The 25,566-nt window shown below is 61.2% G+C and carries 18 protein-coding genes and 4 tRNA genes; 14 read left to right on the forward strand and 8 right to left on the reverse strand.

All coding sequences use genetic code 11. From position 1 onward, the window contains the following. The first annotated feature begins 416 nt into the window (after positions 1–416). The 5 genes from ACKUUJ_RS05385 to proB all read left to right on the forward strand — a co-directional run bounded on the left by ACKUUJ_RS05385 (position 417) and on the right by proB (position 4,940). Complete coding sequence (locus tag ACKUUJ_RS05385; protein WP_409064907.1) at positions 417–1,355, forward strand: radical SAM protein; 939 nt, start codon at positions 417–419, stop codon at positions 1,353–1,355. Between the two features lie 151 nt (positions 1,356–1,506). After that, positions 1,507–1,579: transfer RNA gene (locus ACKUUJ_RS05390), tRNA-Ala, on the forward strand. A gap of 65 nt (positions 1,580–1,644) precedes the next feature. Next, positions 1,645–2,103 carry a hypothetical protein gene (locus ACKUUJ_RS05395; protein WP_409064908.1) on the forward strand — a complete coding sequence of 153 codons (459 nt, stop codon included), beginning with the start codon at positions 1,645–1,647 and terminating at the stop codon, positions 2,101–2,103. Between the two features lie 82 nt (positions 2,104–2,185). Beyond that, entirely contained in the window at positions 2,186–3,691 is a 1,506-nt protein-coding gene (locus ACKUUJ_RS05400; protein WP_409064909.1) for a nicotinate phosphoribosyltransferase, read from the forward strand. 121 nt (positions 3,692–3,812) lie between these two features. Next, the gene (proB, locus tag ACKUUJ_RS05405) at positions 3,813–4,940 is read left to right on the forward strand and encodes a glutamate 5-kinase (RefSeq protein ID WP_409064910.1); all 1,128 of its coding nucleotides are present in this window, start codon (positions 3,813–3,815) and stop codon (positions 4,938–4,940) included. Between the two features lie 208 nt (positions 4,941–5,148). On the opposite strand, the gene ACKUUJ_RS05410 is transcribed toward proB, so the two are convergent. Then, the gene (locus ACKUUJ_RS05410; protein ID WP_409064911.1) at positions 5,149–6,567 is read right to left on the reverse strand and encodes an alpha/beta fold hydrolase; all 1,419 of its coding nucleotides are present in this window, start codon (positions 6,565–6,567) and stop codon (positions 5,149–5,151) included. Between the two features lie 113 nt (positions 6,568–6,680). On the opposite strand from ACKUUJ_RS05410, the gene ACKUUJ_RS05415 reads away from it, so the two are divergent. After that, entirely contained in the window at positions 6,681–7,967 is a 1,287-nt protein-coding gene (locus tag ACKUUJ_RS05415; protein ID WP_409064912.1) for a glutamate-5-semialdehyde dehydrogenase, read from the forward strand. Between the two features lie 71 nt (positions 7,968–8,038). Here ACKUUJ_RS05415 and ACKUUJ_RS05420 read toward each other — a convergent pair whose 3' ends face one another. Together ACKUUJ_RS05420 and ACKUUJ_RS05425 are read right to left on the reverse strand one after the other, a co-directional pair. Then, positions 8,039–8,638 carry an HD domain-containing protein gene (locus ACKUUJ_RS05420; protein ID WP_390398328.1) on the reverse strand — a complete coding sequence of 200 codons (600 nt, stop codon included), beginning with the start codon at positions 8,636–8,638 and terminating at the stop codon, positions 8,039–8,041. A 116-nt stretch (positions 8,639–8,754) separates the two neighbouring features. Beyond that, positions 8,755–9,240, reverse strand: coding sequence for a CarD family transcriptional regulator (locus ACKUUJ_RS05425; protein ID WP_006235480.1), 486 nt, complete (start codon positions 9,238–9,240; stop codon positions 8,755–8,757). 342 nt (positions 9,241–9,582) lie between these two features. Between ACKUUJ_RS05425 and argS the strand changes: the two genes are divergently transcribed. From argS to ACKUUJ_RS05445, 4 genes are all read left to right on the forward strand, one after another. Beyond that, complete coding sequence (argS, locus tag ACKUUJ_RS05430; RefSeq protein WP_409064913.1) at positions 9,583–11,436, forward strand: arginine--tRNA ligase; 1,854 nt, start codon at positions 9,583–9,585, stop codon at positions 11,434–11,436. A gap of 912 nt (positions 11,437–12,348) precedes the next feature. After that, positions 12,349–14,886, forward strand: a complete 2,538-nt coding sequence (rho, locus tag ACKUUJ_RS05435; protein ID WP_409064914.1) for a transcription termination factor Rho — start codon at positions 12,349–12,351, stop codon at positions 14,884–14,886. A 315-nt stretch (positions 14,887–15,201) separates the two neighbouring features. Then, positions 15,202–16,653: a hypothetical protein gene (locus ACKUUJ_RS05440; protein ID WP_409064915.1), complete on the forward strand. Its 1,452-nt coding sequence runs from the start codon at positions 15,202–15,204 to the stop codon at positions 16,651–16,653. Between the two features lie 7 nt (positions 16,654–16,660). Beyond that, on the forward strand, positions 16,661–17,110 hold the full coding sequence (locus ACKUUJ_RS05445) for a VanZ family protein (RefSeq protein WP_409064916.1): 450 nt from the start codon (positions 16,661–16,663) through the stop codon (positions 17,108–17,110). Between the two features lie 112 nt (positions 17,111–17,222). On the opposite strand, the gene ACKUUJ_RS05450 is transcribed toward ACKUUJ_RS05445, so the two are convergent. Continuing rightward, positions 17,223–18,113 (reverse strand): ROK family protein, encoded by an 891-nt coding sequence (locus tag ACKUUJ_RS05450; RefSeq protein WP_022094812.1) that lies wholly within the window; start codon positions 18,111–18,113, stop codon positions 17,223–17,225. 141 nt (positions 18,114–18,254) lie between these two features. Then, positions 18,255–19,436 (reverse strand): pyridoxal phosphate-dependent aminotransferase, encoded by a 1,182-nt coding sequence (locus ACKUUJ_RS05455; protein ID WP_409064917.1) that lies wholly within the window; start codon positions 19,434–19,436, stop codon positions 18,255–18,257. Positions 19,437–19,602: 166 nt separating this feature from the next. Here ACKUUJ_RS05455 and ACKUUJ_RS05460 point away from each other — a divergent pair. From ACKUUJ_RS05460 to ACKUUJ_RS05470, 3 genes are all read left to right on the forward strand, one after another. Continuing rightward, positions 19,603–19,679: transfer RNA gene (locus tag ACKUUJ_RS05460), tRNA-His, on the forward strand. 22 nt (positions 19,680–19,701) lie between these two features. Then, positions 19,702–19,777: transfer RNA gene (locus ACKUUJ_RS05465), tRNA-Lys, on the forward strand. Between the two features lie 43 nt (positions 19,778–19,820). Further along, positions 19,821–19,893 (forward strand) — tRNA-Lys (locus ACKUUJ_RS05470). Between the two features lie 394 nt (positions 19,894–20,287). Here the strand turns inward: ACKUUJ_RS05470 and ACKUUJ_RS05475 are convergent. From ACKUUJ_RS05475 to ACKUUJ_RS05485, 3 genes are all read right to left on the reverse strand, one after another. Next, on the reverse strand, positions 20,288–21,814 hold the full coding sequence (locus tag ACKUUJ_RS05475) for an FAD-dependent oxidoreductase (protein ID WP_409064918.1): 1,527 nt from the start codon (positions 21,812–21,814) through the stop codon (positions 20,288–20,290). Between the two features lie 256 nt (positions 21,815–22,070). Continuing rightward, positions 22,071–23,075, reverse strand: a complete 1,005-nt coding sequence (locus ACKUUJ_RS05480; protein ID WP_022094815.1) for a GGGtGRT protein — start codon at positions 23,073–23,075, stop codon at positions 22,071–22,073. An 18-nt stretch (positions 23,076–23,093) separates the two neighbouring features. Continuing rightward, complete coding sequence (locus ACKUUJ_RS05485; RefSeq protein ID WP_006235554.1) at positions 23,094–23,828, reverse strand: iron-sulfur cluster assembly scaffold protein; 735 nt, start codon at positions 23,826–23,828, stop codon at positions 23,094–23,096. Positions 23,829–24,231: 403 nt separating this feature from the next. Between ACKUUJ_RS05485 and ACKUUJ_RS05490 the strand changes: the two genes are divergently transcribed. Next, positions 24,232–25,044, forward strand: coding sequence for a transposase (locus ACKUUJ_RS05490; RefSeq protein ID WP_409064919.1), 813 nt, complete (start codon positions 24,232–24,234; stop codon positions 25,042–25,044). Positions 25,045–25,566: the final 522 nt, after the last annotated feature.

Raw genomic sequence — 25,566 nt, forward strand, 5'->3', positions numbered from 1 at the left:
CGATAATCACGTGCTTACCAGATATTGGGGTGATAGTGGGGTTCCGCCTAGTGCCTTTTGGGGATCTTGGCGGGATTCGCAATGGCGACTTTCGGCAAAAGAAAACCACCCCCCACGTTACGAAAATGAACCCACCTAAAACAGGTGGGTGCCCTCATCGACTGTTCCAGCGTCCTTAACAACGAAGGATACCTGTACTAGGTACGACTGTGTGGGCTCCCTAAATAAACGCGACGGTTCACCCAGTTGCTCCGCGGGGGGCGGAATACCTACATCATAAAGCCGCACTTTGTGGATTCCAGTCTTGACATTACAAAAATCGTGTCGGACGATTACGGCGCCTTGGGCTCGAGCCGTCTGTGTGGTTGGCCCTTTTGCGTTTGAGCTGCTGAATCGTTGTTTTGGAGCATGTTTTTATGCCGACGTCGTTGACCGAACTTTTTTCGCCCGCCTGCCATTTGTGTCCGCGACGTTGCGGTGCGGCGCGCGATGAGGGTGCGCACGGCGTATGCGGTGCTAACGACACGCTCAAGGTGGCACGCGCGGCGCTTCATATGTGGGAGGAGCCGCCTATCTCGGGCGAGGCCGGTTCGGGCACGATCTTCTTTAGCGGCTGCTCGCTCAAATGCGTCTATTGTCAGAACCACGAGATCTCGACGGGCAATTTTGGGCTTGAGATTTCGCCCGAGCGCCTGGTCGAGATTATGTTGGAGCTGCAGGACCAGGGTGCGAACAATATTAACCTGGTGACGGCGACACACTACGCGCACCTGCTGCCGGCTGCGATTGCCGCGGCGCGGGCGCGCGGGCTGTCCATCCCAATCGTCTACAACACGAGCGGTTATGAGCGCGCGAGTGCCGTGGCGGCGCTCGGCGATTTGGTCGACGTGTGGCTTACCGACTTTAAATATGCCGATGCGGGGCTTGCGCAGTCGCTCTCCCACATTAAGGACTACCCGCGTGTGGCCGTGTCGGGCTTGGCGCAAATGGCACGCGAGATCGAACGCCGCGGGGGAGAGCTGGTGGACGAGGACGGGCTCATGAAGCGCGGCATGATCGTGCGTCACCTGGTGCTGCCGGGGCATGCGGACGATTCGTGTCGCGTACTGGACCTTGTGTGGCAGACGGTGGGCGATGTGCCGATCTCGGTCATGAACCAGTACACGCCCAATGCGCTCATGCGCGAGCAGGGCGGCGACCTGGCGCGTGCCGTGACGCGCGATGAGTACGAGCGGGTACTCGATCATGCTGACGACCTGGGCTTTACGACGATGTTCTGGCAAGAGGGCGGCGCGGTTGACGAGAGCTTCACCCCAGCGTTTGATACCACCGGCGTCCTCACCAGCGCAAAGTAGCGCGCACGCGGATGATTTTTCTGGGACGGGGATTAAAGAATCATCGAGAGGATTGTCTGCTCGAAAAGTAGTCAAAATGGCTTCGTCCCAAAAAGACTGGGTATTGGGCGTTGACAGTTGGCGAGCCGTAGGTAAAATATCGACTTGTCCTGGGGACGTAGCTCAGTTGGGAGAGCGCTGCCGTCGCATGGCAGAGGCCGAGGGTTCGACTCCCTTCGTCTCCACCCTTGGATTTGATAAGCCGCTGACATTGTGTCGGCGGCTTTTTTTAAAAAGAAAGGGCGGTACTATGGCCGAGCTTGAGTCACAACCATTGTCCGACGAGGAGCGCGCCGAGTTGGAAGAGCTCCGCGCCGAGAAGGCCCGCCGCGAGGCTCAGGAAGAGGCTCGTCGCGAGCGTGAGGAGCTGGCTGCCCTGCGTGCCGAGCGCGCAAAGGCCGAGGAAGCCGCCACGAGGGCCGCATCCGAGCGCAAGCCCGCGCCCACGCCCAAGCCCGCCACTGCGAAGCCTGCGCCTGCCGCACCCAAACCTCAACCTAAAAAGGTGGCTCATCCCAAGCCCGCCGAGCCCAAGCCGAGTCGTGACGAGATGACCTTTGCCCAGCGCATGGTCACCTCCAAGGAGCCTACAGCCGAGGGCGAGATTCCCGGCATGGCTCCGGCTCAAAAAATCATCATCGTGCTCGCCCTCATCGCGTTTATCGTCTTTATGGTCTACACGATCACCGGCAGCATGGGCCTGCACTAACCTGTTCGCGCCGGGCTCCATGCCCGCACGTCCGCCTCGTCCAACCCTCAAATTCTGTACCACGCATCCGAAAGGTCGCCCCATGGCTTTGACCGACATCTCGCATCCCACCGACATTGCAATGCTCACCGATCTGTACGAGCTCACTATGGCCCAGGGCCTGTGGGAGAGCGGCAAGGCCAACGAGCAGGGTTGTTTTACCGCGTTTTACCGCGACCATCCCTTTGGTAGCGCCTACGCCGTCATGTGCGGTACCGCCGAGCTGCCCGAGCTGGTCGAGAACCTGCGCTTTACGCCCGAGGACATCGACTACCTCGCCTCGCTCCAGGCCCCGGCCGGCGGCGCGATGTTCAAGCCTGGATTCCTCGACTACCTGCGCGATTTTCGTGCGCATGTAAACATCGACGCCGTCCCCGAGGGCGAGCTCGTCTTTCCGCGCGAGCCCATGGTGCGCGTCACCGGCCCCGCGTTGGAGTGCCAGCTGCTCGAGACGGCGCTGCTCAACATCGTCGGCTTCCAGACACTTGTCGCCACCAAGACGGTGCGCGTGGTGTTGGCGGCGGACGGCCGTCCCGTGGCCGAGTTTGGCCTGCGCCGCGCCCAGGGTCCCGATGGCGGCCTGGCCGTCGCGCGCGCGAGCTACGTTGCCGGCTGCTCCTCTACGTCCAATGTACTCGCCGGGCGCCGCTACGGTATTCCCGTCTTTGGCACGCATGCGCACAGCTGGGTGATGAGCTTCGATTCCGAGCTCGAGGCCTTCCGCGCCTTTGCCAAGTCGAGCCCCAAGAACTGTACGCTGCTCATCGACACCTACGATGTGCGCGAGGGCTGCGAGCATGCCATTACGGTTGCCAAGGAGATGGAGGCGGTGGGCGAGCGCCTGTCGGCTATTCGCATTGACTCGGGTGACCTCGCCAAGCTCTCCAAGTATGTGCGCGGCCGTTTTGATGCCGAGGGCCTGCCCTATGTGGGGATCTCGGTTTCCAACGATCTTGACGAGTACACGATTCAGTCACTGCTCGACCAGGGTGCGCCTATCGATAGCTTTGGCGTGGGCACCAAGCTCGCGACCTGCTATGACCAGCCGGCGCTGGGCGGCGTGTACAAGCTTTCCGCCCGCCGTGCGAGCGAGACGGACCCGTGGACGCCGGTGGTTAAGCTCTCCGAGCAGCCCTACAAGCGCACGATCCCGGGCGTGCAGCGCGTGCGCCGCTATTACGACGGCTTTGGCGGCCCGATCTGCGACATGATCTATGACGAGGATCATCTGGCGGGGGAGGGCGCCGCGCGTGGCAATACCCTCGTGGCCGTGAACGATGCCGCCCTGGTGACCGACGTTTCCGAGCTTGAGTATCGCGAGCTGCTGGCGCCGATCGTGCGCGATGGCAGCGCCGTTGCCCCGCGCGAGAGCATTGAGGACGCACGCGAGCGTTGCACCTGGGCACTGGACCATCTTGATCCGGTCTACAAGCGCTTCCTGTACCCGCAGACCTATGTGGTGGGCATGGAGCAGGGCCTAGCACAGGTGCGCGACGAGCTCGTGCGCAAGAACATGGCCGCGGCTTCTGCCTTTCCCTGGGCAAAATGATTCGAAGGGGACGGAGGAAAACGGATCAGTTGGCCTTGCGGCTTCTCCGGTGATCCGCATGCGACGGAGGAAAACGGATCATTTTCTCGCCTGCCTGCTCAACATTCGATTGGTTTGACGTATGACGACTTCTTATAAAACGATGGTGGTAAAGATTGGTTCGTCCACGGTGGTGGGCTCCGACGGCAAGGTCAGCCGCGCCTTTATCGGCGGGCTTGCCGATCAGGCCGCAGCCCTGCGCAAACTCGGCTGGCGCCTGGTCGTGGTGAGCTCGGGCGCTATCGCCTGCGGCTATCCCGTGCTGGGCTTCGACCGCAAGCCGGTCGGCGACCTGCCGAGCCTGCAGGCCTGCGCCTCGGCCGGTCAGTGTATCATCTCGTCGGCCTACGACGAGGAGTTCCATGCGCGCGACCTGCTCACCTCGCTCGTGCTGCTCACGCGCCACGACACGGCCCGCCGCACGTCCTACCTGCATGCGCGCGACGCCTTGCTGCGCCTCGTGGAGCTGGGCGTGGTGCCGGTCGTTAACGAGAACGATACCGTTACCGTCGATGAGATCAAGTTTGGCGACAACGACACGCTGGCGGCGCTTGTAAGCTGCCTGGTTTCTGCCGATCTTTGCGTGACGCTCTCGGACATCGATGGCCTCTATACCGCCAATCCGCATGAGGACCCAACGGCCGAGTTTGTCCCGGTCGTGCATAAGATCGATGCCAAGATTATCGCCTCGGCGGGCGATTCTTCTACATCGGTGGGCACGGGTGGCATGATCACCAAGATCCGCGCGAGCCGCATTCTGATGACGGCGGGCATTCAGAGCGTGATCTGCTCGGGCGAGGAGCCCGATGCGCTCGTGCGCCTCGCTCGCGGCGAGAGCGTGGGCACGCTGTTCGATCCGCCGGCGGAGCGTCTGGACATTGCGCCCCGCAAGCTGTGGATCGCGCTGGGCGACAAGGCGCATGGCTCGGTGACGGTCGATAATGGTGCTGCGAAGGCGCTGGTCAGCCGTGGTTCTTCCTTGCTTGCGGTGGGTATTCGCGAGGTCGATGGCACGTTTGCCGAGGGCGATGTGCTCGACGTGTGCGACCCGAGCGGCATGGTTGTCGCCCGCGGTATTGCCGAGGCCGATTCGGACGTGCTGGAGCTTGCAGCCGGACGCCGCCAGGACCAGATTGCCGGCAACCGCCTGCTGGCAGACCTGGCCGAGAAGCCCGCGATCCATCGAGATAATCTGATCGTCTTCGCCTAACCAATTGACGCTGCAAACGCCCCTAAGCGGCAATCTGACGTTCAATCGTCGGGCATGACCAAAAGGTCAATGCCCTCCTCTTTCACGTCACCTTGCTCGCTTAGGGGTGTTTTTGCTTTTCGTTCTCTACCTGCGGCATTGTCGTTGCGGCACTTATTCTGCACTAGGGGACGCTCTTTTTGTGCCGGTGGACGGGGACACTCCTTTGCTAGAAGATCTGGCGCAGGTCTCCGCGGTTGAGGGCTTCGTCGAAGAGGTGCTTGAACACCACGCTGCCGTGCAGGCCATCGTGCTCAAACTCGTTGGTCACCCAGGCGTGCGAGTTGCCAATGCGGCTGAGCGTATCGAGCTGCAGGCCCGAATCCACGTACATGTCGTCGAAGTACACCGCAGCCTGGAGTGGTACTTCGTTGCAGGCCAGGCGCTGCGGGTCGTAGATCTTGTCCCAGCTGGTGTCCTCCATCAGCAGATCCATGGCGGGCTTGAAGGGCTTGAGCTCGGGCATCTGCTCAAACATCCACGGGAACATAGCCTCACCGGTAAACATGAGCGGGCGCGCGAGTGTGTCGAACTCGGCGCGATGGGCCTTCTCTTCTGCCGCGGCCCAGCGGATGGGCATGGTGTCGCCATCGGCGTAGATGAACTCCTGCAGCGTCCAGTACAGCGGATTCGTGCGTGTGTTGGTGCGCTCGAAGGCGCGCATCAAAAAGCTGTCGGATACCGAGGAGCCGCAGCTCAGCGTACCGTCGCCATCAACAAACGCGTGGTCGATAATCCAGTGCATGCGCTCAAAGCTCGGCTTCATGCCAAAGTCGCTGCCCATGAGCTGCAGGCGTTCGACCGTCATCGGCGAGCCGTCGGGCAACGCGGGCTTTTGCTCCTCGAGGGCATCTGCCAGGGCCGCCACGCGTTCGACGTCGGCGGGGTAGCGGTCATAATACTGCTGGGTCTTGGCCGCCATGCGCGGGAAGGTGTGCGCGTAGACCTCGCCGGCGCTCGCCGGCACGTGCGGAATGCCGCCACAGGTAAAGCTTGCCGCCACGCCCTCGGGGAAGAGCGATAGATAGCTCAACGTCAAAAAGCCGCCGTAGCTCTGCCCGAGTGTGACCCAGGGCTTGCCGCCAAAGCCCACCAGGCGCAGGTACTCAAAGTCGCGCACGATGGAACTGGCGAGGTGGCGCTTGAGAAAGTCCGCCTGCGAGCGTGCGGCATCGGCTCCTGCTGCCTCGGCGCGATCGCCCAGAGCCGCGATCGTACGCCCGTCTACGCAGCTGCTGCGCCCGGTACCGCGCTGGTCGGGCAGCACGACGCGGAAATGCTTGACGGCCTCCTCGATCCAGCCATCGCTTGTGGGCGACAGCGGACGCGGGCTCTCGCCGCCGGGGCCGCCCTGCAAAAAGAGGAGGAGCGGCAAGTCGTCGTTAATGCGGTCGGGCGCGCAAACCACGCGGTAGAAGAGCTTGATGCTTTCGGGTGCACCGGCGATGGGCGCCGGCATTGCGCCGCGGCGCATGGTACTGCCGACGGCCAAAAGCATGGGCTCCAGGCCGCGCCAGTCGAGGGGGACGTCGATGCTGTGGTCCTCGACGTAGGGGCCGGGGACGTGGTACGAAGTGATGAGCGCCATGTGATGCTTCCATTCGTTGCGGTGTTTCGGGTTGACCAATTCTACCGCCGTCTGCGAGGATGCGTGCAAATCGGCTACCATGGTTGGCAAACATCTAAGAGAAAGGGCCGTTCATGTCGGTCGATATAGCCACCTACGTTCACGATCTTGCCGTTGAGGCCAAGGCCGCTTCGGGCGCGCTTGCCACGGCGAGCGATGCCCGGCGCCAGGAGGCCGTGCGTGGCATGGCCGCGGCGCTGCGCGACGGCGTCGATTCCATCGTTGCCGCCAACGAGCTCGATATGTCCGCGGCGCGTGATGCGGGCACCTCGGCGGGGCTTCTCGACCGTCTGCTGCTGACGCCCGAGCGCGTCGAGGGCATGGCCGTCGGCCTGGAGAAGCTCGCTGAGCTGCCCGATCCTGTCGGCCGCGTGCTCGACCACCGCGTGCTTGCAAGTGGTGTGGACCTGACCCGCGTGAGCGTGCCGCTGGGCCTGGTCGCCATGGTGTATGAGGCGCGTCCCAACGTGACGGCCGATGCTGCGGGCATCTGCATCCGCACTGGCAACGCCTGCATTCTGCGCGGCGGTTCGCTGGCCTATCACTCGTGCACCATGATCGCCGAGCTGCTGGCCGATGCGCTCGAGGCCAAGGGCTTCCCGCGCGAGGCCGTGTCGATGATCGAGTCCACCGACCGCGAGGCCACTGGCGAGCTCATGAAGCTCCGCGGTATCGTCGATGTGCTCATTCCGCGCGGCGGTGCAGGGCTGATTCAGCGCTGCGTGCGCGAGTCGCTCGTGCCGGTGATCGAGACGGGTACGGGCAACTGCCACATCTACGTGCATGAATCCGCCGACTTTGACAAGGCACTCAACATTATCGTTAATGCCAAGACCCAGCGCGTAGGCGTGTGCAATGCCGCCGAGTCGCTGCTGGTCGACCGTGCTGTGGCCGATGCGTTTTTGCCTGCGGTCGTGGCCGTGCTGCATGACCACGGCGTGTTCATTCACGGCGACGAGGCAACCTGCGCCGCATGCGCCGATGCCGGGCTTGCCGAGGGTGATGACTACGTCGCCGCGACTGAGGAGGACTGGGGTCGCGAGTACCTGGCTCTCGAGATGAGCGTGAAGGTCGTGGCGAACGAGGACGAGGCCATCGCACACATCAACCGCTACGGCACGATGCACTCCGAGGCCATCGTTGCCGAGGACACGGATGCTTGCGAGTGCTTCCTGGATGCGGTCGATGCCTCGGCCGTGTACGCCAACGCCAGCACGCGCTTCACCGACGGCGGCGAGTTTGGCCTGGGTGCCGAGATCGGCATCTCGACCCAAAAGCTCCACGCCCGCGGCCCCTTCGCCGCCGAGGCCCTCACCACCTACAAATACAAGCTCCGCGGCACCGGTCAGGTTCGCCCCTAAACCTCTCGCAAACGAAAAACCACCACAAAGGGGACAGGCACCTTCGTGGTGGTTATAGGTGGCGTGGGCGGTTAGGCTTGGAAGGTGTCGCGGTCGGGGGCGAAGGACTGCATTGCTGCGATGGTGCGGTCGAAGAGCTCGGGGAGCTCCCAACCCAGCATCTCGGCGCCCTGCGAAATCACATCGCGTGAGCAGCCGGCGGCAAAGCGCTTGTCCTTGAACTTTTTCTTGAGCGACTTAGTCGTAAAGTCCATGACGCTCTTGCTCGGACGCATGATCACGGCAGCACCGATCAGGCCGGTGAGCTCGTCGCAGGCAAACAGGATCTTTTCCATCTGTAGCTCGGGCTTGGGCAGCGAAGAGTTGAAATCGGACGTGTGCGTCTGGATGGCGCGGATGAGCTCAGGCGATGCGCCCTCGCCCTCAAGAATCTCGGCCGCATAGATAGTGTGGTTCATGGGGTCGTCCTCATGTTCCTCCCAATCCAGGTCGTGTAGCAGGCCGACGATGCCCCAAAACTCCTCGTTCTCGGGGTCGAACTCGCGCGCAAAGTAGCGCATGGTGCCCTCGACCGTTTCGCCGTGGGTGATGTGGAACGGGTCTTTGTTGTGCTCGTTGAGCAATTCGAACGCACGGTCGCGGGTGATTCCGGCGGAAAGCAGCTCTGCCATAAAAGACTCCTTGTGTTCGTAGGTATCGCTAAGAATGAATACTACTAGAACGACTAGAACGAAAAAACCACCACAAAGGTGCCTGTCCCCTTTGTGGTGGTTTTGGCGTGGGCAGGTTAGTTGAGGGCGGCTTGGGCTAGGCGGGCTTCGGCGGCCTCTTCGGTGACGCCCAGGGCCACGGCGAACTCCTCGATGGAGCGGCGCTTGGCTTCCTTGAGTACGCGCATGTAGTAGGAGCTGGGCTTTTTATCTGCTTCCTCGGCCTGGCGAATACGGTGCATCATGGTTTTTGCCACGCGAACCGTCTCGGGCGCGCCCAGCTTGAGCTGCTGCTTAAAGTGCGTCTCCTCGAGCGAGCTATTGCGCTCGGTAAAGGTGTCGCACTCCAGCTCATCGTAGTGGCTCAGCAGGTGCTCTGCATCTTGCTGGGAGATAGCGGCATGCAGACGGTCGGCCTGCGCCACGGGGTACATGAGAATCGTCTGCGCATGTCCCTGCTTGGTCTCGAGCAACAACATGGGCTGCGGTGTGTCGTCCCTAAAGCCGACGACGGTGCAGACTCCCTGACCCGGATGAATGACGTGTTGACCGATTGAGAACATGCTACCTCCAACTTATACGAATTTACGTATGTTAAGAATACCACGTTGACGTGCGCAAACCATCACTTTATGCAGGAAAAGCACACAACTCCGATAGGTAAGAGTATTCGATAAATAGAACGACTTATTCATACGTTTATGCATTTCTAGAACGTGTATAAACAGCAGGCAAACCGCCAACTTTGTACCGCCGTGCAAGAGCGGTAGTCATTTTTGTGCATATGCAATATCTATTAGCTTTACCCTGCGACAGTAGTTACCGCTTGTGATAGAGTGCTACAAACTCTGGCTTTTGCCCTACGAGTGACCAAGAGCTCGGGGGCTTTAACACAAGGAGGATCTATGCCCGAGAAGATTGAAGAGCTGGTACGCGCTGCGCTTGCTGCGGCCCAGGAGGCCGGCGACCTTTCCGCATTTGAACTTGACGATTGCGCTATCGAGCGACCGGCTGATACTTCTCATGGCGAGTGGACCTCCACCATGGCCCTGAAGTCCGCCAAGCTGGCTCACTGCGCCCCGCGCAGGATCGCCGAGGCCGTCGTTGCCCATATGCCCGAGGACCCCGCAATCGAGAAGGTCGAGATCGCCGGTCCTGGCTTCATCAACTTCTACCTCTCCGTCGCCGTCAAGAACGCCATCTTTGGCGAGGCCCGCGAGAAGGGTATGGACTTCGCTAAGTCCAACGTCGGTGGCGGCCTGAAGACCCAGGTCGAGTTCGTCTCCGCTAACCCCGTCGGCCCCATGCACATCGGTCATGGTCGCTGGGCCGCTCTGGGCGACTCCCTTTGTCGTGTGATGGACCACGCCGGTTACGACATCCAGCGTGAGTTCTACATCAACGACCACGGCTCTCAGATGAACACCTTCGGTAACTCCATCAGCACGCGCTATATGCAGCTTGCCGACATCATCGCCAAGCAGGGCGTGGATATCGACGAGGCTCACAAGCTTCTGATCGCCGACCGCGACGCCTTTGTTGCCGACGAGAGCGACGAGCATCCCGAGACCCATCCGTATCAGGACAACTTTGCCGAGACTCTGGGCAAGGACTCCTACGGCGGCGACTACATCATCGACGAGGCTGCCGAGTTCTGGCGCACCGACGGCGATAAGTGGGTCAACGCCGATCCGCAGGAGCGCATGGAGAGCTTCCGCGAGCGCGGCTACGTAAAGATGGTCGACAACATGCGCGACCTTTGCCACGCCGTTAACTGCGACTTCGATCGTTGGTTCTCCGAGCGCTCTCTGTACGTGAAGGACACCGAGGGCGAGACCGCCGGCACCTCCGCCGTCGACCGCGCTTTTGAGAAGCTCGACAAGATGGGCTACCTCTACACCAAGGACGGTGCCCTGTGGTTCCGCTCCACCGACCTGGGCGACGACAAGGACCGCGTCCTGATCAAGTCCGATGGCGAGTACACCTACTTCGCCTCCGACGTTGCCTATCACTGGGATAAGTTCCAGCGCGTCGACCACGTCATCGACATCTGGGGCGCCGACCACCACGGCTACATCGAGCGCGTCCGCTGCGTCTGTGACGCTCTTGGCTATCCCGGCAAGTTTGAGGTTCTGCTGGGCCAGCTCGTCAACCTGCTGCGCAACGGCAAGCCCGTCCGTATGTCCAAGCGCAAGGGCACCATGGTGACCCTGCAGGAACTCGTCGACGAGGTCGGCTCTGACGCCGCCCGCTACACGCTCATCTCCAAGAGCTCCAACCAGATGGTCGACTTCGACATTGAGGCCGTCAAGAAGCGCGACAACTCCAACCCGGTGTACTACGTGCAGTACGCTCACGCTCGCGTGTGCTCCATCCTGCGTCGTGCCGCAGACGTTACCGCCGAGCAGGCCGCCGAGATGGGCATGAAGGCCGTCGCCGAGAAGGCTATTGGCGAGAACGTCGATTACTCGCTGCTGACCGACCCGACCGAGCTTGCCCTTTCGCGTAAGCTCAACGAGCTCACCGACCTCATCGGTAGCTGTGCTCGCGATCGCGCCCCGTTCCGCCTGACGCACTTTGCCGAGGAGCTCGCTGGCGACTTCCACAGCTTCTACGCCGCCTGCCAGGTCCTTCCGAGCGAGGGCCGTCCCGTCGACCCTGAGCTCTCGCGCGCCCGTTTGGCCGCTTGCGACGCCGTCCGCGTGACGCTCGCCCTGGTGCTCACCCTCGTTGGCGTTTCTGCCCCCGAGCAGATGTAAGCGCTGGTCGTTTGACTGCGTTGGTTCGGTTTGACTGAGCCTCGAAAGCCCGATCTCCCATGCGGAGGTCGGGCTTTTTGCGTTTAGCGAGACAATTTGGCTTGCTGGAAAATGCTACCAAATCGCAACTATACCGGTTTACTACGATGAATCGAGGGATTCCAATCACACGGGCTTTTCACCGAAAAGTGCAAGCCATCTAGCTGGGGTTTTATTTTTTCGGTTTTTGGCGTGGTCGTGGTTGAGCGATTCATCGTAGTAAACAGCCATAGTTTTGAAAATGACCCTAGGGGACGGAGGAAAACGGATCATTTTTGTCCCGTGGAGGAGCGGTGGGATACCTTCTGCCAAGAATCGGGGGCATCTACTACGTTTAAGTGCGTACCCCGAACCACGCCGAAAATCGCAATATTAAAACCGCAGGTAGCAGGTCTGCGACTTTCGAAAAATAGTGAGTATGGTCAGGGGTGCGGGGGCAAACGTAGCAGATGGGCGCGATTCGTGGCACATCGATCTTGGGGCCGATGCCCTTGTCCCTTAGCTGTTCCGTTTTCTCGATGCTTGAGGCTTGATCTGCCTTCTTCTTATGAGTTGCGGTGGAATGGTTCCTGCTTGAGAGGTGCCGGCTGGGATTTGGGGACTATTTCACCGCAGCTTATGATGTGGCGATGGTGTACGCCGGAACTTTGTAAAGAGCATCCCTTTTGACTAGTCGTTTAAGAACGTCTCCGATGACTAAGTTGCAGGTGGTTGCGGTTGTGTTACACTAACGCTGCGTATATAACGCAATCATCTCTATACAGATCAATGATGTCCGTCGGTATTTGACGGAGCTAGACTGTTTAGCCGCCCTGAAGGTTTATGCAGGGAGCATGTGATCACAGGGCTTGAAAAGAAAGTTGAGCAAACACTGTGTCTGATCAACAACAAGAAAACGAAATAACGACGACGCAAACGGCTCCCGCTGCACCGGTTACGTCGGACCAGGCCGTGCTTTCGGCGCAGGTCTCGGCCCCCGAGGCGCCTAAGGCCGCCGCGCCCACCACGTCCGTTGCTAGCGAGGAGGCTGCTCCCGCTAAGCCTAAGCGCACGCGTCGTGTGGCCAAGCCTGCTGCGGACGGCGAGGATGCCGAAAAGCCCAAGCGCCGTACGACGCGCACCACGCGCGCGAAGCGGCCCGTTGCCGCCGATGCTTCGGTCCCCATTTCCGATGAGGTCGCGCAGGCCCGTGCACTGGCGCAGATTAGCGAGGCCCAGGTTGTGCGTGCCCGCCGTCGCGCTGCCGAGCGCGAGGCCGCGGCATTGACTGAGCTCGCTGCGCCGGTCGCCCCCGAGGCTCCTGCTGCCGAACAGTCGGCCGAGAAGCCGGCACCGCGCACGCGTCGCCGTGCGGCAGCCAAGACGCAGCAACCCGTCGAGCAACTGACTCCTGAGGTCGCTGAAGCTCCGGCTCGTTCTGCGGCAGGGGAGGGCGCTTCCTCCGCCGAGCCCGTCGTACACGCTGAGGCCAACGAGGTTCCCGTCGTTGATCCGGCTCTGCGCCCGCATCGTCGCGGCCGCAAGCCCAAGGCGTATGTTGAGGCCGAGAAAGCCGCTGCCGCAGCAGCTGCTGCCCAGGGTGCAGCGGTGACGGCCGAGTCTACGGCCGCGGCCGATTTCTGGGTCCAGGACGCTCCGTCCACCGAGGCTCCCGCATCTGCCGATGCCGAGCCCGCCGATGTCCGCCCCGGCCGTAGCCGTCGCACCGCGGCAAAGCGCTCGACGAAGGCGAAGGCCAAAGTCGACGCCGAGGCCAAGTCCGTCGAGGACAAGTCCTCCCAGGCAACCGCCGATGCCGCTTCCGAGGCCGAGAACGTCGACCAGCCGGCAACTGAGAAGCCCAAGCGTACGCGCAAGAAGTCCGCGAGGGCCAAGGTTGCCGAGCAGCAGGGTGACGCCGATTCCGGTGCTCATGCCAACGCCGACGCCAAGGCGGAGGGCGAGGCTCCGTCCGGCACCGATGCACCCGCAGCCGACGGGGGCGTCGACACCGAAGAGGGCGCCCGCCCCAGCCGCCGTCAGCACAAGCGCAACGATGAGCGCAACGACCGCAAAGACGATCGCAACAACGACCGCCGCAGCCGTCAGCGCGACCGCAAACAGCGCAACAGGGAGCGCAACGCCGCCCCCACCGAGCCCACGCTTTCGCGTGAGGAGCTTGCGGCCATGAAGGTCGCCGAGCTGCGCGAGAAGGCAAAAGAGTTCGAGATCGAGACGACCGGCAAGAAGAAGGCCGAGCTTGTCGAGGAGATCTACACGACCGCCGCGAAGGCCGAGGGCTTCCGCGATATTAAGGGCATCCTGCAGATTCGCCCGGACGGCTCCGGCATCATCCATGCCCACGGTTACATGAAGTCCAACGAAGACGCCTTCGTCCCCGCTTACCTCATCCGCTCCGCACGCCTGCGCACGGGTGATGTCATCGAGGGTTCGCTGCGCCCTTCGCGCGGCGGCGACAAGCGAGCCGGCCTCGCCAAGATCGCGACCGTTAACGGCATGGATCCCGAGCAGATCCGCAACCGCCCCAAGTTCGGCGACCTTACCCCGGTCTATCCCAACGAGCCGCTGCGCATGGAGCATGGCAAGGATTCCATCACCGGTCGCGCCATCGATATCGTGTCGCCGATCGGCAAGGGCCAGCGCGGCCTGATCGTGTCGCCGCCCAAGGCCGGCAAGACAACGATCCTTAAGAAGATCTGCCAGTCCATCTCGATCAACAACCCCGAGGTGCACCTCATCTGCCTGCTCGTCGACGAGCGCCCCGAAGAGGTCACCGATATGCAGCGCTCCATCAAGGGCGAGGTCGTGGCCTCGACCTTCGATATGCCTGCCGAGAACCACACCCGCGTGGCCGAGCTCGTCATCGAGCGTGCCAAGCGCATCGTGGAGCTGGGCGGCGATGTCGTGGTGGTGCTCGACTCCATCACGCGTCTTGCCCGCGCCTACAACCTGGCGGCACCCGCCTCGGGCCGTATCCTTTCGGGCGGCGTCGATTCGGCAGCTCTCTATCCGCCCAAGCGTTTCCTGGGTGCAGCCCGCAATATCGAAAACGGCGGCTCGCTCACCATCCTCGCCTCCGCCCTTATCGACACCGGCTCCAAGATGGATGAGGTCATCTTTGAGGAGTTCAAGGGCACAGGTAACATGGAGCTCAAGCTCGACCGCGATCTTGCCGATCGCCGCATCTTCCCGGCCATCGACCCCGTTGCCTCCGGTACGCGCAACGAGGACCTGCTGGTCGACGAGCAGATGCGCCCGTTTGTCTTTGGCCTGCGTCGCATCCTCGCTGGTATGAACAACACCGAGCGCGCGGCGGCGTCGTTTATTAAGGGCCTTAAGGGAACCAACACCAACCAGGAGTTCCTGGTGCGCTCGGCCAAAAAGCACAGCGACTACGAGCAGACGTTTTAGACCAAAAGCCGCACGCTATATCGCCATGAGAACGGGCAATCGGGCCGGGGTTTATGCCCCGGCTCTTTCTTTATGGCGCCACTCGGCAACATTTTTTGACCTTATGACCGACAAGCAGCAGTTTTCGAGCCACAATCCGGCCTCATCGCTTGCAATCGGAGGGTCGGTTTCGCATAATAACTTTTAAGCTTCGCGACGGAAAACGCAGATGAAACGAACCATATACCGTTGCTTTGGGACGCATGTCCCGCTTCATCTTCTCTCGCGCAGCCAATTAAATGATGCGATTTGGGTGCTGGAAGATGGGGAGAGCTCATGGCTTCTTCTGATGCAACACAACGAGCAGTCCTTGCCGGACTTTCCTGCGGGATCGGCCTTGCCGCCCCCGTGGTGATGTATGCTGCGACGTTGCCGTTCTCGTCGGTTAATGAGACGGTTGTCGCGGGCGCGGTCCCCTTTGCCGTTGGTGCGGTGGCGGGCGTGGGTATCTACGCCGCCTCGCTGGGCATCTCCGAGTATCGTGCCGAGCACGATGGCCGCCTGTTTGAGCCCGATGCTGTGGGCGGTGCCGCTCAGTTTGGCCGGACCCACAGCGAGTTCAAGACCGCCTCGATTCCCGCGCAGCAGCAGGGGGCGGCACCTCAGCCTGCGGTCCCGGCCGACCAGGCCAATGCCGCACAGCCCTCTTCCGCATTTCTCTCCGGCCTGACCGGTGCGTTCCAGCACCGCCACGCCGACGATGGCGTTCCCACCATCGCGCGCGCGGCCAACGCCATGGATGAGGCCGACGCCTGGTCTATGATCGACAGTATGCTCGATGACGATTCCCCGGTCAGCTGCGATCCCGCGCGTTCGCGCGATGTCTACCAGGTCGCAATCGACGAGCTCACCAACGGTGGAAAGACCGGTTCTTACAATCGCGATGACATCGCCGCTGCCGCACGCGCCGTCTCGGGCTCTCAAGCCGCCCCTGCGGGCAGCACCGCAGCCTTCGTGGCGCTTGTAGCCAACGCCGCCAACAATGCCGCCTATAACGGCGCGTCGTCGGCTGTGTACACCTCTGCCGCGTCGGCTACTTCGGCCGGTCAACAGAGCGCAGCTCAGGCGGCTCCTGTCGCCGACCCCTTTGCCGATGAGCCCCTGGCTGTCGACGAGGAGACCATTGCCGCTCGCCGAGCTGCCGAAAGCTCGCTTTGGGGCGCTTCGGCACAAATGCAGGCCGCGGAGGCGGCGCCGTACAACGCCAAACTCGCCAGCATGCCCATCATTTCCGACGCCAAGGGTGTGGATCTCGCCGATCTGGACGAGCCTGCCGCCATCACTGCGTCTATCGACGCCCAGGATCGCGTGGATACCGACAGTCTCCCCGATGCCTCTCTTGAGGAAGATGTCCCCATGGCCGATTATTCGGGCCACGAGGACATGTGGGCCGCAGCCATGGCGATCATGGCCGAGGCTGCCGAGCCCGCCCCCGTGGCGGTGCCCACGCCTGCAGCCTCACCTGTCTCGGTTGCTCCCGTCTATGTCGGCCGCCACAGCTCCGTGCTTCCCGAGGATACCGCGCGTATCTCGCGCGAGAGCATCGAGCGGGCCGAGGCTATTGCCGCCGGCATTATGGAAAACCGTCGTCACGAGCGCGTCAATCAGATCCTCGAGGAGGAGATCGAGCGCCTGCAGTCCTCTACCGCCAAGCGTACGGGCCGTGCCTACCTGAGCGTTATCGAGGGCGGTACCGCCAGCTTCGCGCCGCTCCGCGCGGAGGCATAACTTCTGCATGGTTAAGATCAATCGAAAATGGGCGGTCGTGACCTGCCTGATGGCGCTCTTGATCTGGGGCAATTCGCTGGTTCCCGGCTCGGGGTCGGGCTCGCTGAGCCTAACGGTCATGGAAGCTATCCGCGGTTTCCTGCACGGCGTGGGACTTCCATATGAATGGGTGACCAACTATGTTGTTCGCAAGTGCGCGCATTTTACCGAGTATATGGTGCTCGGCATCTTGGCAACGCACGCCTTTGATTTTGAGGGCCGGCGCACCTTTGACGTGCTGCTGCCCACGGCGGTGTTCCTGCTGCTGATTCCTTCGATCGACGAGACGATTCAGCTCTTTGTGCCGGGACGCGCCGGCATGATCACCGATGTGATGATCGACTGCTGTGGAGCGGCAACGGGCGTTGTGCTCCGATATCTACTACGATCGCTCATATGTGCCAAAAAGGCCGCCTAGGACGTATGCTTGGTGCTAGCGGCCTTTTTTATTAGAGGGCTTATATAGGGCGTGGTGGCGTCGTTCCGTAGGTTGGATTTGCCGGGCGCGCCACGCCCTGTGGGTGCGTCTGTTACTGAAGCGCCTGCGCGCCCAGGGCCAGGCAGCCCATGATGCCCTGCTTGCCCTCAAGGCTGTTGTTGACAATATAGGTATCGATGTCGTTGACCTCGGGCGTGACGATATAACCGTTGAGCATCTCGGCGCACTTCTTGCGCGCGAGCGGCACGATGGGGGTGTGGTCGGCCACGCCGCCACCGATGATGATCTTTTGCGGCGCGTAGCACAGCGTGTAGGTCATGAGCGCCTGTGCCAGATAGCCTGCGAGCAGGTCCATGGCCTCCGGGTCATCGGCCATGTCTCCGGCGCTCTTGCCATCCCAGCGCTTTTTAACGCCGGGGCCGGCGATGAGACCCTCGAGGCAATTGTCGTGGAAGGGGCAGGCGCTGTGCTCGCCAATGGTGTCGCGCGGGTCGCGCGTGACCAGGATGTGGCCGGCCTCGGGATGCATCATGCCGTGTACGAGTTTACCGCCCGAGAGCACGCCGGCGCCCACGCCGGTGCCGATGGTCAGATACACAACGTCAGTGAGGCCCTGGGCGCAACCAAAGGTGACCTCGCCCAGGCAGGCGACGTTGACGTCGGTGTCGTAGCCGCAGGGGATATTGAGCTCGTTTTGGATAGTGCCCAGCAGGTCAAAGTAGCGCCATGCCGTTTTGGGCGTCTCCAGGATCTTGCCGTATTGGGGCGAGGCAGGGTTGACTGCGGTGGGGCCAAAGGCGCCGATGCCCAGCGCGGCGATGCCCTTGTCGGCAAACCATGCATTGACGGCCTCAACGGTCTCCTGCGGGGTCGTGGTCGCGATCTGCTCACGCTCCAGGACCGTACCGTCTGCATAGCCCGTGGCGCAGACCATCTTGGTGCCGCCGGCCTCGAGCGCTCCGATAAGCTGCTGTTCTGCCATAGTATTCCTCTCTCTGGGACGAGTTGCTCCGTGACTAAAGTATAGGGCTCTAAACCATTTAAGAAAGCGCTATAAAAAGAAGCCTCGCAACGTGGCGGGCGGTGCGGGGCTTCTTTGGTTGCTTTAGTTGCCGGGCCGTCCTTACCCGCGCGGCTTGATTTTATCACGTAGCGACTTGAGGTTCTCCAGTGCCGCGTTAAGCGTCTCGTCCCGCTTGGCAAAGTGGAAACGAATCAGATGGTTGACGGGCTCGCGGAAGAAGCTCGAGCCGGGCACGGCGCCCACGCCCACCTTGGATGCGAGGTCCTCGCAGAATTCGAGGTCGCTGTCATAGCCAAACTCAGAGATGTCCATCATGACGTAGTAGGCGCCCTGCGGCACGTTATGCTCAAGACCGATGCTATCGAGCCCCTGGCAGAACAGGTCGCGTTTGGCGGTGTAGAGGTCGAGGACCTCATCGTAATAGCTGTCGTCGAAGTTGAGGGCGGTGACAACGGCTTCCTGCAGGGGAGCGGCGGCACCCACGGTGAGAAAGTCGTGGACCTTCTTGATGCGCTCGGTGATCTGGGCCGGGGCGATGGTGTAGCCCAGACGCCAGCCGGTGATGGAGTACGTCTTAGACAGCGAGCTGCAGCTGATGGTTCGCTCGAACATGCCGGGCAGCGTGGCCATGTAGACGTGCTCATGGGGCGCGTAGACGATGTGCTCGTAGACTTCGTCGGTGATGCAGTACGCGTCGTACTTTTTGCACAGGTCGGCGATAAAGGTGAGCTCTTCGCGCGTAAAGACCTTGCCGCAGGGGTTGGAAGGGTTGCACAGGACGATGGCCTTGGGGTCGTTGTCGCGGAAGGCAGCCTCGAGCGCCTCGCGGTCAAAGTCGAATGTGGGCGGGTTGAGCGGCACATAGATGGGCTCGGCACCCGAGAGAATGGTGTCAGCGCCGTAGTTCTCGTAGAACGGCGAGAAGATGACGACCTTGTCTCCGGGGTTCGTAACCGTCATCATGGCGGCCATCATGGCCTCGGTGGAGCCGCAGGTGACCACGATATTCTGGTTGGGGTCGATCGACATGCCCATAAAGTGCTCCTGTTTGGCGGCGAGCGCCTCGCGCATGGCCTGGGAGCCCCAGGTAATGGAGTACTGGTGGTAGAGCGGCTCGGGGTCGGCGGCGATGGTGCTCAGGCTGTTGAGCAGCTGCGCCGGAGGATCGAAGTCGGGGAAGCCCTGCGAGAGATTGACGGCATCGTACTTATTGGAGATGCGTGTCATGCGGCGGATGACCGAATCGGTAAATGTTGCCGTGCGGTTGGAGAGTTCTTTCATGCCGGTCCTTTCGAGGATTTGCAGTGGGGCAAGTTTACTCCTATGGAACCGGTGGGAATTGCTCGAAACGCGCTCGAAAAACTCTTTTCAAAATTCTTGAAAATTGGGGCTTGCATCGCGTGGCGTTCCTTGCAATAATAGTCGAGCGCGAAGCGCACAGGACACGGTGGGTGTAGCTCAGTTGGCTAGAGCGACGGGTTGTGGTCCCGTAGGTCGAGGGTTCGAGTCCCTTTACCCACCCCAGTTCTTGCTTCGTGTTGATATCGGGTCGTTAGCTCAGTTGGTAGAGCAGGGGACTCTTAATCCCAAGGTCCAGGGTTCGAACCCCTGACGGCCCACCACACGATATCTCCTCTAAAGTCCGCCATAACGGACTTTAGCTTTGGGTCGTTAGCTCAGTTGGTAGAGCAGGGGACTCTTAATCCCAAGGTCCAGGGTTCGACCCCCTGACGGCCCACCCAAAGATCGTTAAAGCGACTGGCTTAGGCTGGTCGCTTTTTTGTTGACCTCGCACGGGGTCGAACCCGTCGGGGCGCGGAGCTGAGGAAATGCGTAAGCATTTGCCAGCGCAGCGCGCAAGGCGCGAAGCGCCGCAGTGACCGCCTGCGCAGCAGGCTGACCCCCTGACGGCCCACCCAAAGATTGTTAAAGCGACTGGCTCAGGCTGGTCGTTTTTTGTTGACCACGCATGGGGTCGAACCCGAAAGGGCGCGGAGCTGAGTAATCTGCACCGTGATTCCCTTAGGGAAACACGGCTAAAGCCCCGTAGGCGTGTTCTCCTTAGGGGAATCATGCTTACGGGGCTCGATGCATGTTGAGAAGTTGTGATCAAACTCAAAGTGAGAATCGATTTAGTCTGCTCGATAGTGCGAACCTAAGCTTTCAGTTCGCTTGCGCATGGCTTTGACCATTTCCTGTGCTAGTCGAATCTGCGACTGTAGGCGGGCGAGGGCTGCGATCTCGCTGTCATCGGCATGCGGCTTACTCAGCGCCATGGCCTTGTCTTGCAGGCTTTCAAGCTGTTGCAGGGCCTCGGATAGGCCTGTTTCGGTCCTGTTGATCATGCAATAGGTGCTCATCGTGTGCCTAAGGCTGTGTGTCAGGCGTTCGGCATCTGTTGTGGCAATGCCGTACTGGGGGAGGGTGATATCCGCCTTCAGGGCTGCCTCAGGCTCCTTCTGCGCTGCAAGGGCTGCCGATGCGCCCGCGACGCGCCCGAACACGATGCCGTTGGCGCTTGACAAGCCACCAATGCGGTCGGCGCCGTGCATGCCGCCTGTCGCCTCGCCGCAAGCGTAGAGGCCCTCAACGCCCGTGTGCGCGGTCTTATCGATCTTGATGCCGCCGTTAGCGGCGTGGGCATACATCGCAACGCGCATCTCGTCGGTCGGCGCGATGCCGTGCTCGTCTTGCAGCCAGGTGGCAAAGGTCTGCACAAACTCTGGGACATCCTCGCGGGGGAAGTCGTAGTGGAGTGCCAGGCCTTCGGCACCTGCCTGTTCGATGACGAGATCGATAGCGCGGGAGGCCAAGCGTGACGTGAAGGGACCATATCCAGAGCGCTGCTCGAGCAGGTCGTCCAGCTTGTCGTCGGCAATATCTACCGGCTGGTCTACATGCACGTAGCGCCAGGTTTTCTCGTTGAAGACCAAGTTACGCCTGGGCTCGATGAAGCCAGGCATCATCTGCATGAACTCTATATTAGTAAGTGTTGCGCCGTGCGCCAGTGCGATGGCCTGCGAGGAGCTGAGCACATCAGCCGACGTAAGGCTGCGCTCGAACAGGCCGCCTGTGCCACCGGCTGCGATGATCGTGGCCTTGGCAGCAAAGGGCACGATTCGATTTTCGGTAAGGTCGTAGAGTACGGTTCCGGTTATTCTGCCGTTCGTGTCCTCAACAAGGTCGATAAGCTCATGGCGGGGGAGCAGGCAAATGCCGAGCGACTCGATCCAGGTCGTCAGAGCGTCCTCAAGGGGCTTGCGGGTGAGGCCGCGCCACATGCGCGTCTTGTGGTCAAAGCAGGGGATAAATTGCTTTTGTTGAGCACTCTTGGCGCTTTGCGGACGCTGGAGCTCAACGCCCAGGTCTTGCTCGAGCCAGTCAATCGCTTGGGGAATGCCGTGGACGAACGTTTGGACGAGTTCGGGGTCGGCAACGCCGCCGCCGACGGCCAGGATGGTGTCGATGAGGTCCTGCTCGTCGTCTTCGTCGACGGGACCGATGAGGCCGAGGCCCCAGGTACCCGGGAAGAAGCTCGATCCACTCATGGTCTTGCCGGCGCTTGCCACAGTGACGGTTGCACCCGTGCGTGCCGCTTCGATGGCGGCACAAAGGCCCGCAATGCCAGATCCAATTACCAGTACATCAGTCGATTCCATCGGATTCCTTTCTCGTCCGGCGCATTGTCGCACGGGTGATCGGCAATGGGGCCGCAAAGACCCGGCAAATCGGTAAAGGGCAAATATGGCAGGTGGGCGTCATGGACGCTCTGACGCTCCATCTCATCACATCTTGCATTTCGCCCCAGCTGATATATCGGCATTAGCTACCCTGCGCCAGCGCAAACAAAAAGAGCCGCTACCCGGGTGGGTAGCGGCTCTAAAACTCAACTATATGAGCATCGCGCGGGCGCGATTAGGCCTTGAGGGCCTCCTCGACGGCGACAGCGCAGGCGACGGTGGCACCGACCATGGGGTTGTTGCCCATGCCGATGAGACCCATCATGTCGACGTGCGCAGGCACGGAGGAAGAACCGGCGAACTGGGCGTCGGAGTGCATACGGCCCATGGTGTCGGTCATGCCGTAAGAGGCAGGGCCGGCGCCCATGTTGTCCGGGTGCAGGGTACGGCCAGTGCCGCCACCAGAAGCGACGGAGAAGTACTTCTTGCCAGCCTCGAGGCGCTCCTTCTTGTAGGTGCCAGCGACGGGGTGCTGGAAGCGCGTCGGGTTGGTGGAGTTGCCGGTGATCGAGATGTCGACGTTCTCGTGCCACATGATGGCAACGCCCTCGCGGACGTCGTCGGCGCCGTAGCAGTTGACGGCGGCGCGGGGACCATCGGAGTAGGGGATGGTCTCGACGACCTTGAGCTCGCCCGTGAAGTAGTCGAACTGGGTCTTCACGTAGGTGAAGCCGTTGATGCGGGCGATGATCTGAGCGGCGTCCTTGCCCAGACCGTTGAGGATAACGCGCAGCGGCTTCTTGCGAGCCTTGTTGGCGTTCAGAGCCAGGCCGATAGCGCCCTCAGCGGCAGCGAAGGACTCGTGGCCAGCCAGGAAGGCGAAGCACTCGGTGTCGTCGGAGAGCAGCATAGCGCCCAGGTTGCCGTGGCCCAGACCGACCTTGCGGTCCTCGGCGACGGAGCCGGGAACGGTGAAGGCCTGGATGCCCTCGCCGATGATGGCGGCAGCCTCAGAAGCAGTCTTGGCGCCACGCTTGACAGCGAGAGCGCAGCCGAGGGTGTAGGCCCACTCGGCGTTCTGGAAGGCGATGGACTGGGTGTTGTTGACGATCTCACGCGGGTTGAAGCCCTTGTCGGTGCAGATCTGCAGAGCTTCCTCGAGGGAGGCGATGCCGTTGTCGGCGAGGCACTTGTTGATCTTGTCAGCGCGGCGCTCGTAACCTTCGAACGTAACAGTCATAGTTATTTCCCTCCCTTTCTACTCGTGAACCGGGAACACGCTGGCGACGGAGTGAGTCTCCTCGTCGGTGCGCGGGTCGATGTACTTGGCAGCGTTCTCCCACTGACCATAGTGGCCCATAGCGCCAGCGATGGCCTCCTCGGGGGTCTTGCCGGCCTTGACGGCGTCGGTGAACTTGCCGAGGTTCAGGAACTCGAACGCGATGATCTCGTTCTTGTCGTTGAGAGCCATGCGGGTGACGTAGCCCTGAGCGAGCTCGAGGTAACGAGCGCCCTTGGCCTTGGTGCCGAACATGGTGCCGACCTGGGAGCGAAGGCCCTTGCCGAGGTCGTCGAGGGAGGCGCCCACGGGCAGGCCGCCCTCGGAGAACGCGGTCTGGCTGCGGCCGTAAACGATCTGCAGGAAGATCTCGCGCATAGCGACGTTGATGGCGTCGCAGACGAGGTCGGTGTTGAGGGCCTCGAGGATGGTCTTGCCGGGAAGGATCTCGGAAGCCATGGCGGCAGAGTGGGTCATGCCCGAGCAGCCGATGGTCTCAACGAGGGCCTCCTCGATGATGCCGTCCTTGACGTTCAGCGTGAGCTTGCAGGCGCCCTGCTGAGGTGCGCACCAACCCACACCGTGCGTAAGACCGGAGATGTCGGAAATCTCCTTAGCCTGGACCCACTTGCCCTCCTCGGGGATGGGTGCGGGGCCGTGGTATGCACCCTTGGCAACGGGGCACATGTTCTCCACTTCCTGTGAGTACTGCATGCCTCTCCTCTCTATCGTGTTGGCGTCCCGTCTGGGGGTCGTGGCTGGCGATTGCCGGGCGACCCTTCGAAAGGGACATGACATGCAGCCCCTATAATACCGCGAAATGCACGGAATATTCGGCGAACGGCTCAGTTTTCGTAGCGAGAAGCGCGGAACTTTCAATTGAAACGATTTAACCAGACTATTTGCGGTCAAGCGACATTTTGTAGGGTGTAAGTTTTTATCAAGGTTTTGATTAGCTTTTGGCAAGACAGCGTTGCCTGACCTGTGGCTATATTGCCGTTCGCCATCGGATTGCCGCCTTTTACCGTCGACGGGTGCCATTTTGCGTGAATGTTTTGATGGCACGTTTCAATCGTGATGTATTGGATGGTAAGCAGATCCCGGCGAAGGGAGCGCCATGCAGCGCGTTTGGAAAACGATCACCGGTTTTTACCATGTTTGTGCCCGCGGTATGGGCGGGCAGTTGATCTTTGAGAGCGACGAGGACCGGTGGGAGTTTTTGGAACTGATGCGCGACTGCTGCCGCGATGCCCAGGTGACGATTGTGGCCTGGTGTCTCATGAGCGACTACGTGGATCTGGTGCTTTTGGATTACGAGGACGAAATGAGCGCTGCTATGCAGCGGCTGCTGTTGACGTATGCTCGTCGGTTCAATAAGCGCGCTGGGCGCGCGGGCTGCCTATTTCGTGAGCGTTTTGAGCGCCGCTCGCTCGATACCGACTGGCAGGTGATGGAGGCTATTCGCTCCGTACACGCCGATCCGCAGGAGGAGGGCATTAGCCTAATCGAGCGTTATCCCTGGAGCAGCTTTGCGGAGCATCTGCGCGCTTACGACAGCGATGCGGCCGATGTCACGAGGGGATTTTCCGATCCTTCTTGTGTACTTGAACTTTTTGGTTCTGCCGAGGGCTTTATTGCCTATTCGCTAGCGATGCCCGACGGCGGCGAACCGGTGCTGTGCGATATGAAAGAGACGGAGTGGGAACGCCACGCCTTTGCCGACAGGTTGGCGAAGAGCCTCGGGGCTCCGCTCCACGGGGTTAAAGCCGCACCGCCGGCGCGGCGCGATGCCGTTATCGTTGGATTGCACGATGCCGGATTTACGGTGCGTCAGATTGAGCACTATACCGGGATTGGCAAAAGTACGGTTTCTCGTATTGTGCGGACCCGCACGGGGACGGCGATGCGGGCTGGCGGAAACGTGATGTAGGGCTGCCTGTGCACCGCGGCTGGGGTCGTTCATGCGCCGCAACCTGCGTTCTAAATGCTTGGTACGCTGACTGCACTTCTTGATATGCATAGAACGATTGCCGTCTTGCATAAAAATACGGCTCAGTCCGGTTTTACCCGCGCCTACCCCCGTCCACACCGTGCAAAAAGCGGAGTTTTCAGCATCGTGGTGCTGTCGGCACCGCCGTAATCTTGAAATATATGGGTCCCGAAGCCATTTATGTCTGCCGATGTGCCTCCAAAGCGCATGCTTGTGACCCCTGAGACCACTATGCTTGTTCTAAAACGATATAAAAGGGTGCCTGGAGACGTTGATTAACGCTTTCAATGCGTATACACGCAACTTGGCGTGCTGAAAACTCGCAAAAATGCACGCCGCACCCTATGGGACCCGTCTGTGGCGGGCGCGAAGCGAACCGGAGCCCAGCAGGACGGGGCATGGGGCGTTGCTTGGGGTGCCCGTGGCTCTGTCGCTAGCCGTTGGCACTGTGGAAAACGTCCG

Origin of the sequence: Collinsella sp. wc0583, assembly GCF_046116915.1 — a bacterium.
In the GTDB taxonomy this organism is placed as follows: Bacteria; Actinomycetota; Coriobacteriia; order Coriobacteriales; family Coriobacteriaceae; genus Collinsella.

Excerpts from the sequence above, each read along its gene's own strand:
- ACKUUJ_RS05385 (WP_409064907.1), top strand. The coding sequence starts at position 417 with ATGCCGACGTCGTTGACCGAACTTTTTTCGCCCGCCTGCCATTTGTGT.
- ACKUUJ_RS05395 (WP_409064908.1), top strand. The coding sequence starts at position 1,645 with ATGGCCGAGCTTGAGTCACAACCATTGTCCGACGAGGAGCGCGCCGAG.
- ACKUUJ_RS05400 (WP_409064909.1), top strand. The coding sequence starts at position 2,186 with ATGGCTTTGACCGACATCTCGCATCCCACCGACATTGCAATGCTCACC.
- proB (WP_409064910.1), top strand. The coding sequence starts at position 3,813 with ATGACGACTTCTTATAAAACGATGGTGGTAAAGATTGGTTCGTCCACG.
- ACKUUJ_RS05410 (WP_409064911.1), bottom strand. The coding sequence starts at position 6,567 with ATGGCGCTCATCACTTCGTACCACGTCCCCGGCCCCTACGTCGAGGAC.
- ACKUUJ_RS05415 (WP_409064912.1), top strand. The coding sequence starts at position 6,681 with ATGTCGGTCGATATAGCCACCTACGTTCACGATCTTGCCGTTGAGGCC.
- ACKUUJ_RS05420 (WP_390398328.1), bottom strand. The coding sequence starts at position 8,638 with ATGGCAGAGCTGCTTTCCGCCGGAATCACCCGCGACCGTGCGTTCGAA.
- ACKUUJ_RS05425 (WP_006235480.1), bottom strand. The coding sequence starts at position 9,240 with ATGTTCTCAATCGGTCAACACGTCATTCATCCGGGTCAGGGAGTCTGC.
- argS (WP_409064913.1), top strand. The coding sequence starts at position 9,583 with ATGCCCGAGAAGATTGAAGAGCTGGTACGCGCTGCGCTTGCTGCGGCC.
- ACKUUJ_RS05440 (WP_409064915.1), top strand. The coding sequence starts at position 15,202 with ATGGCTTCTTCTGATGCAACACAACGAGCAGTCCTTGCCGGACTTTCC.
- ACKUUJ_RS05445 (WP_409064916.1), top strand. The coding sequence starts at position 16,661 with ATGGTTAAGATCAATCGAAAATGGGCGGTCGTGACCTGCCTGATGGCG.
- ACKUUJ_RS05450 (WP_022094812.1), bottom strand. The coding sequence starts at position 18,113 with ATGGCAGAACAGCAGCTTATCGGAGCGCTCGAGGCCGGCGGCACCAAG.
- ACKUUJ_RS05455 (WP_409064917.1), bottom strand. The coding sequence starts at position 19,436 with ATGAAAGAACTCTCCAACCGCACGGCAACATTTACCGATTCGGTCATC.
- ACKUUJ_RS05475 (WP_409064918.1), bottom strand. The coding sequence starts at position 21,814 with ATGGAATCGACTGATGTACTGGTAATTGGATCTGGCATTGCGGGCCTT.
- ACKUUJ_RS05480 (WP_022094815.1), bottom strand. The coding sequence starts at position 23,075 with ATGACTGTTACGTTCGAAGGTTACGAGCGCCGCGCTGACAAGATCAAC.
- ACKUUJ_RS05485 (WP_006235554.1), bottom strand. The coding sequence starts at position 23,828 with ATGCAGTACTCACAGGAAGTGGAGAACATGTGCCCCGTTGCCAAGGGT.
- ACKUUJ_RS05490 (WP_409064919.1), top strand. The coding sequence starts at position 24,232 with ATGCAGCGCGTTTGGAAAACGATCACCGGTTTTTACCATGTTTGTGCC.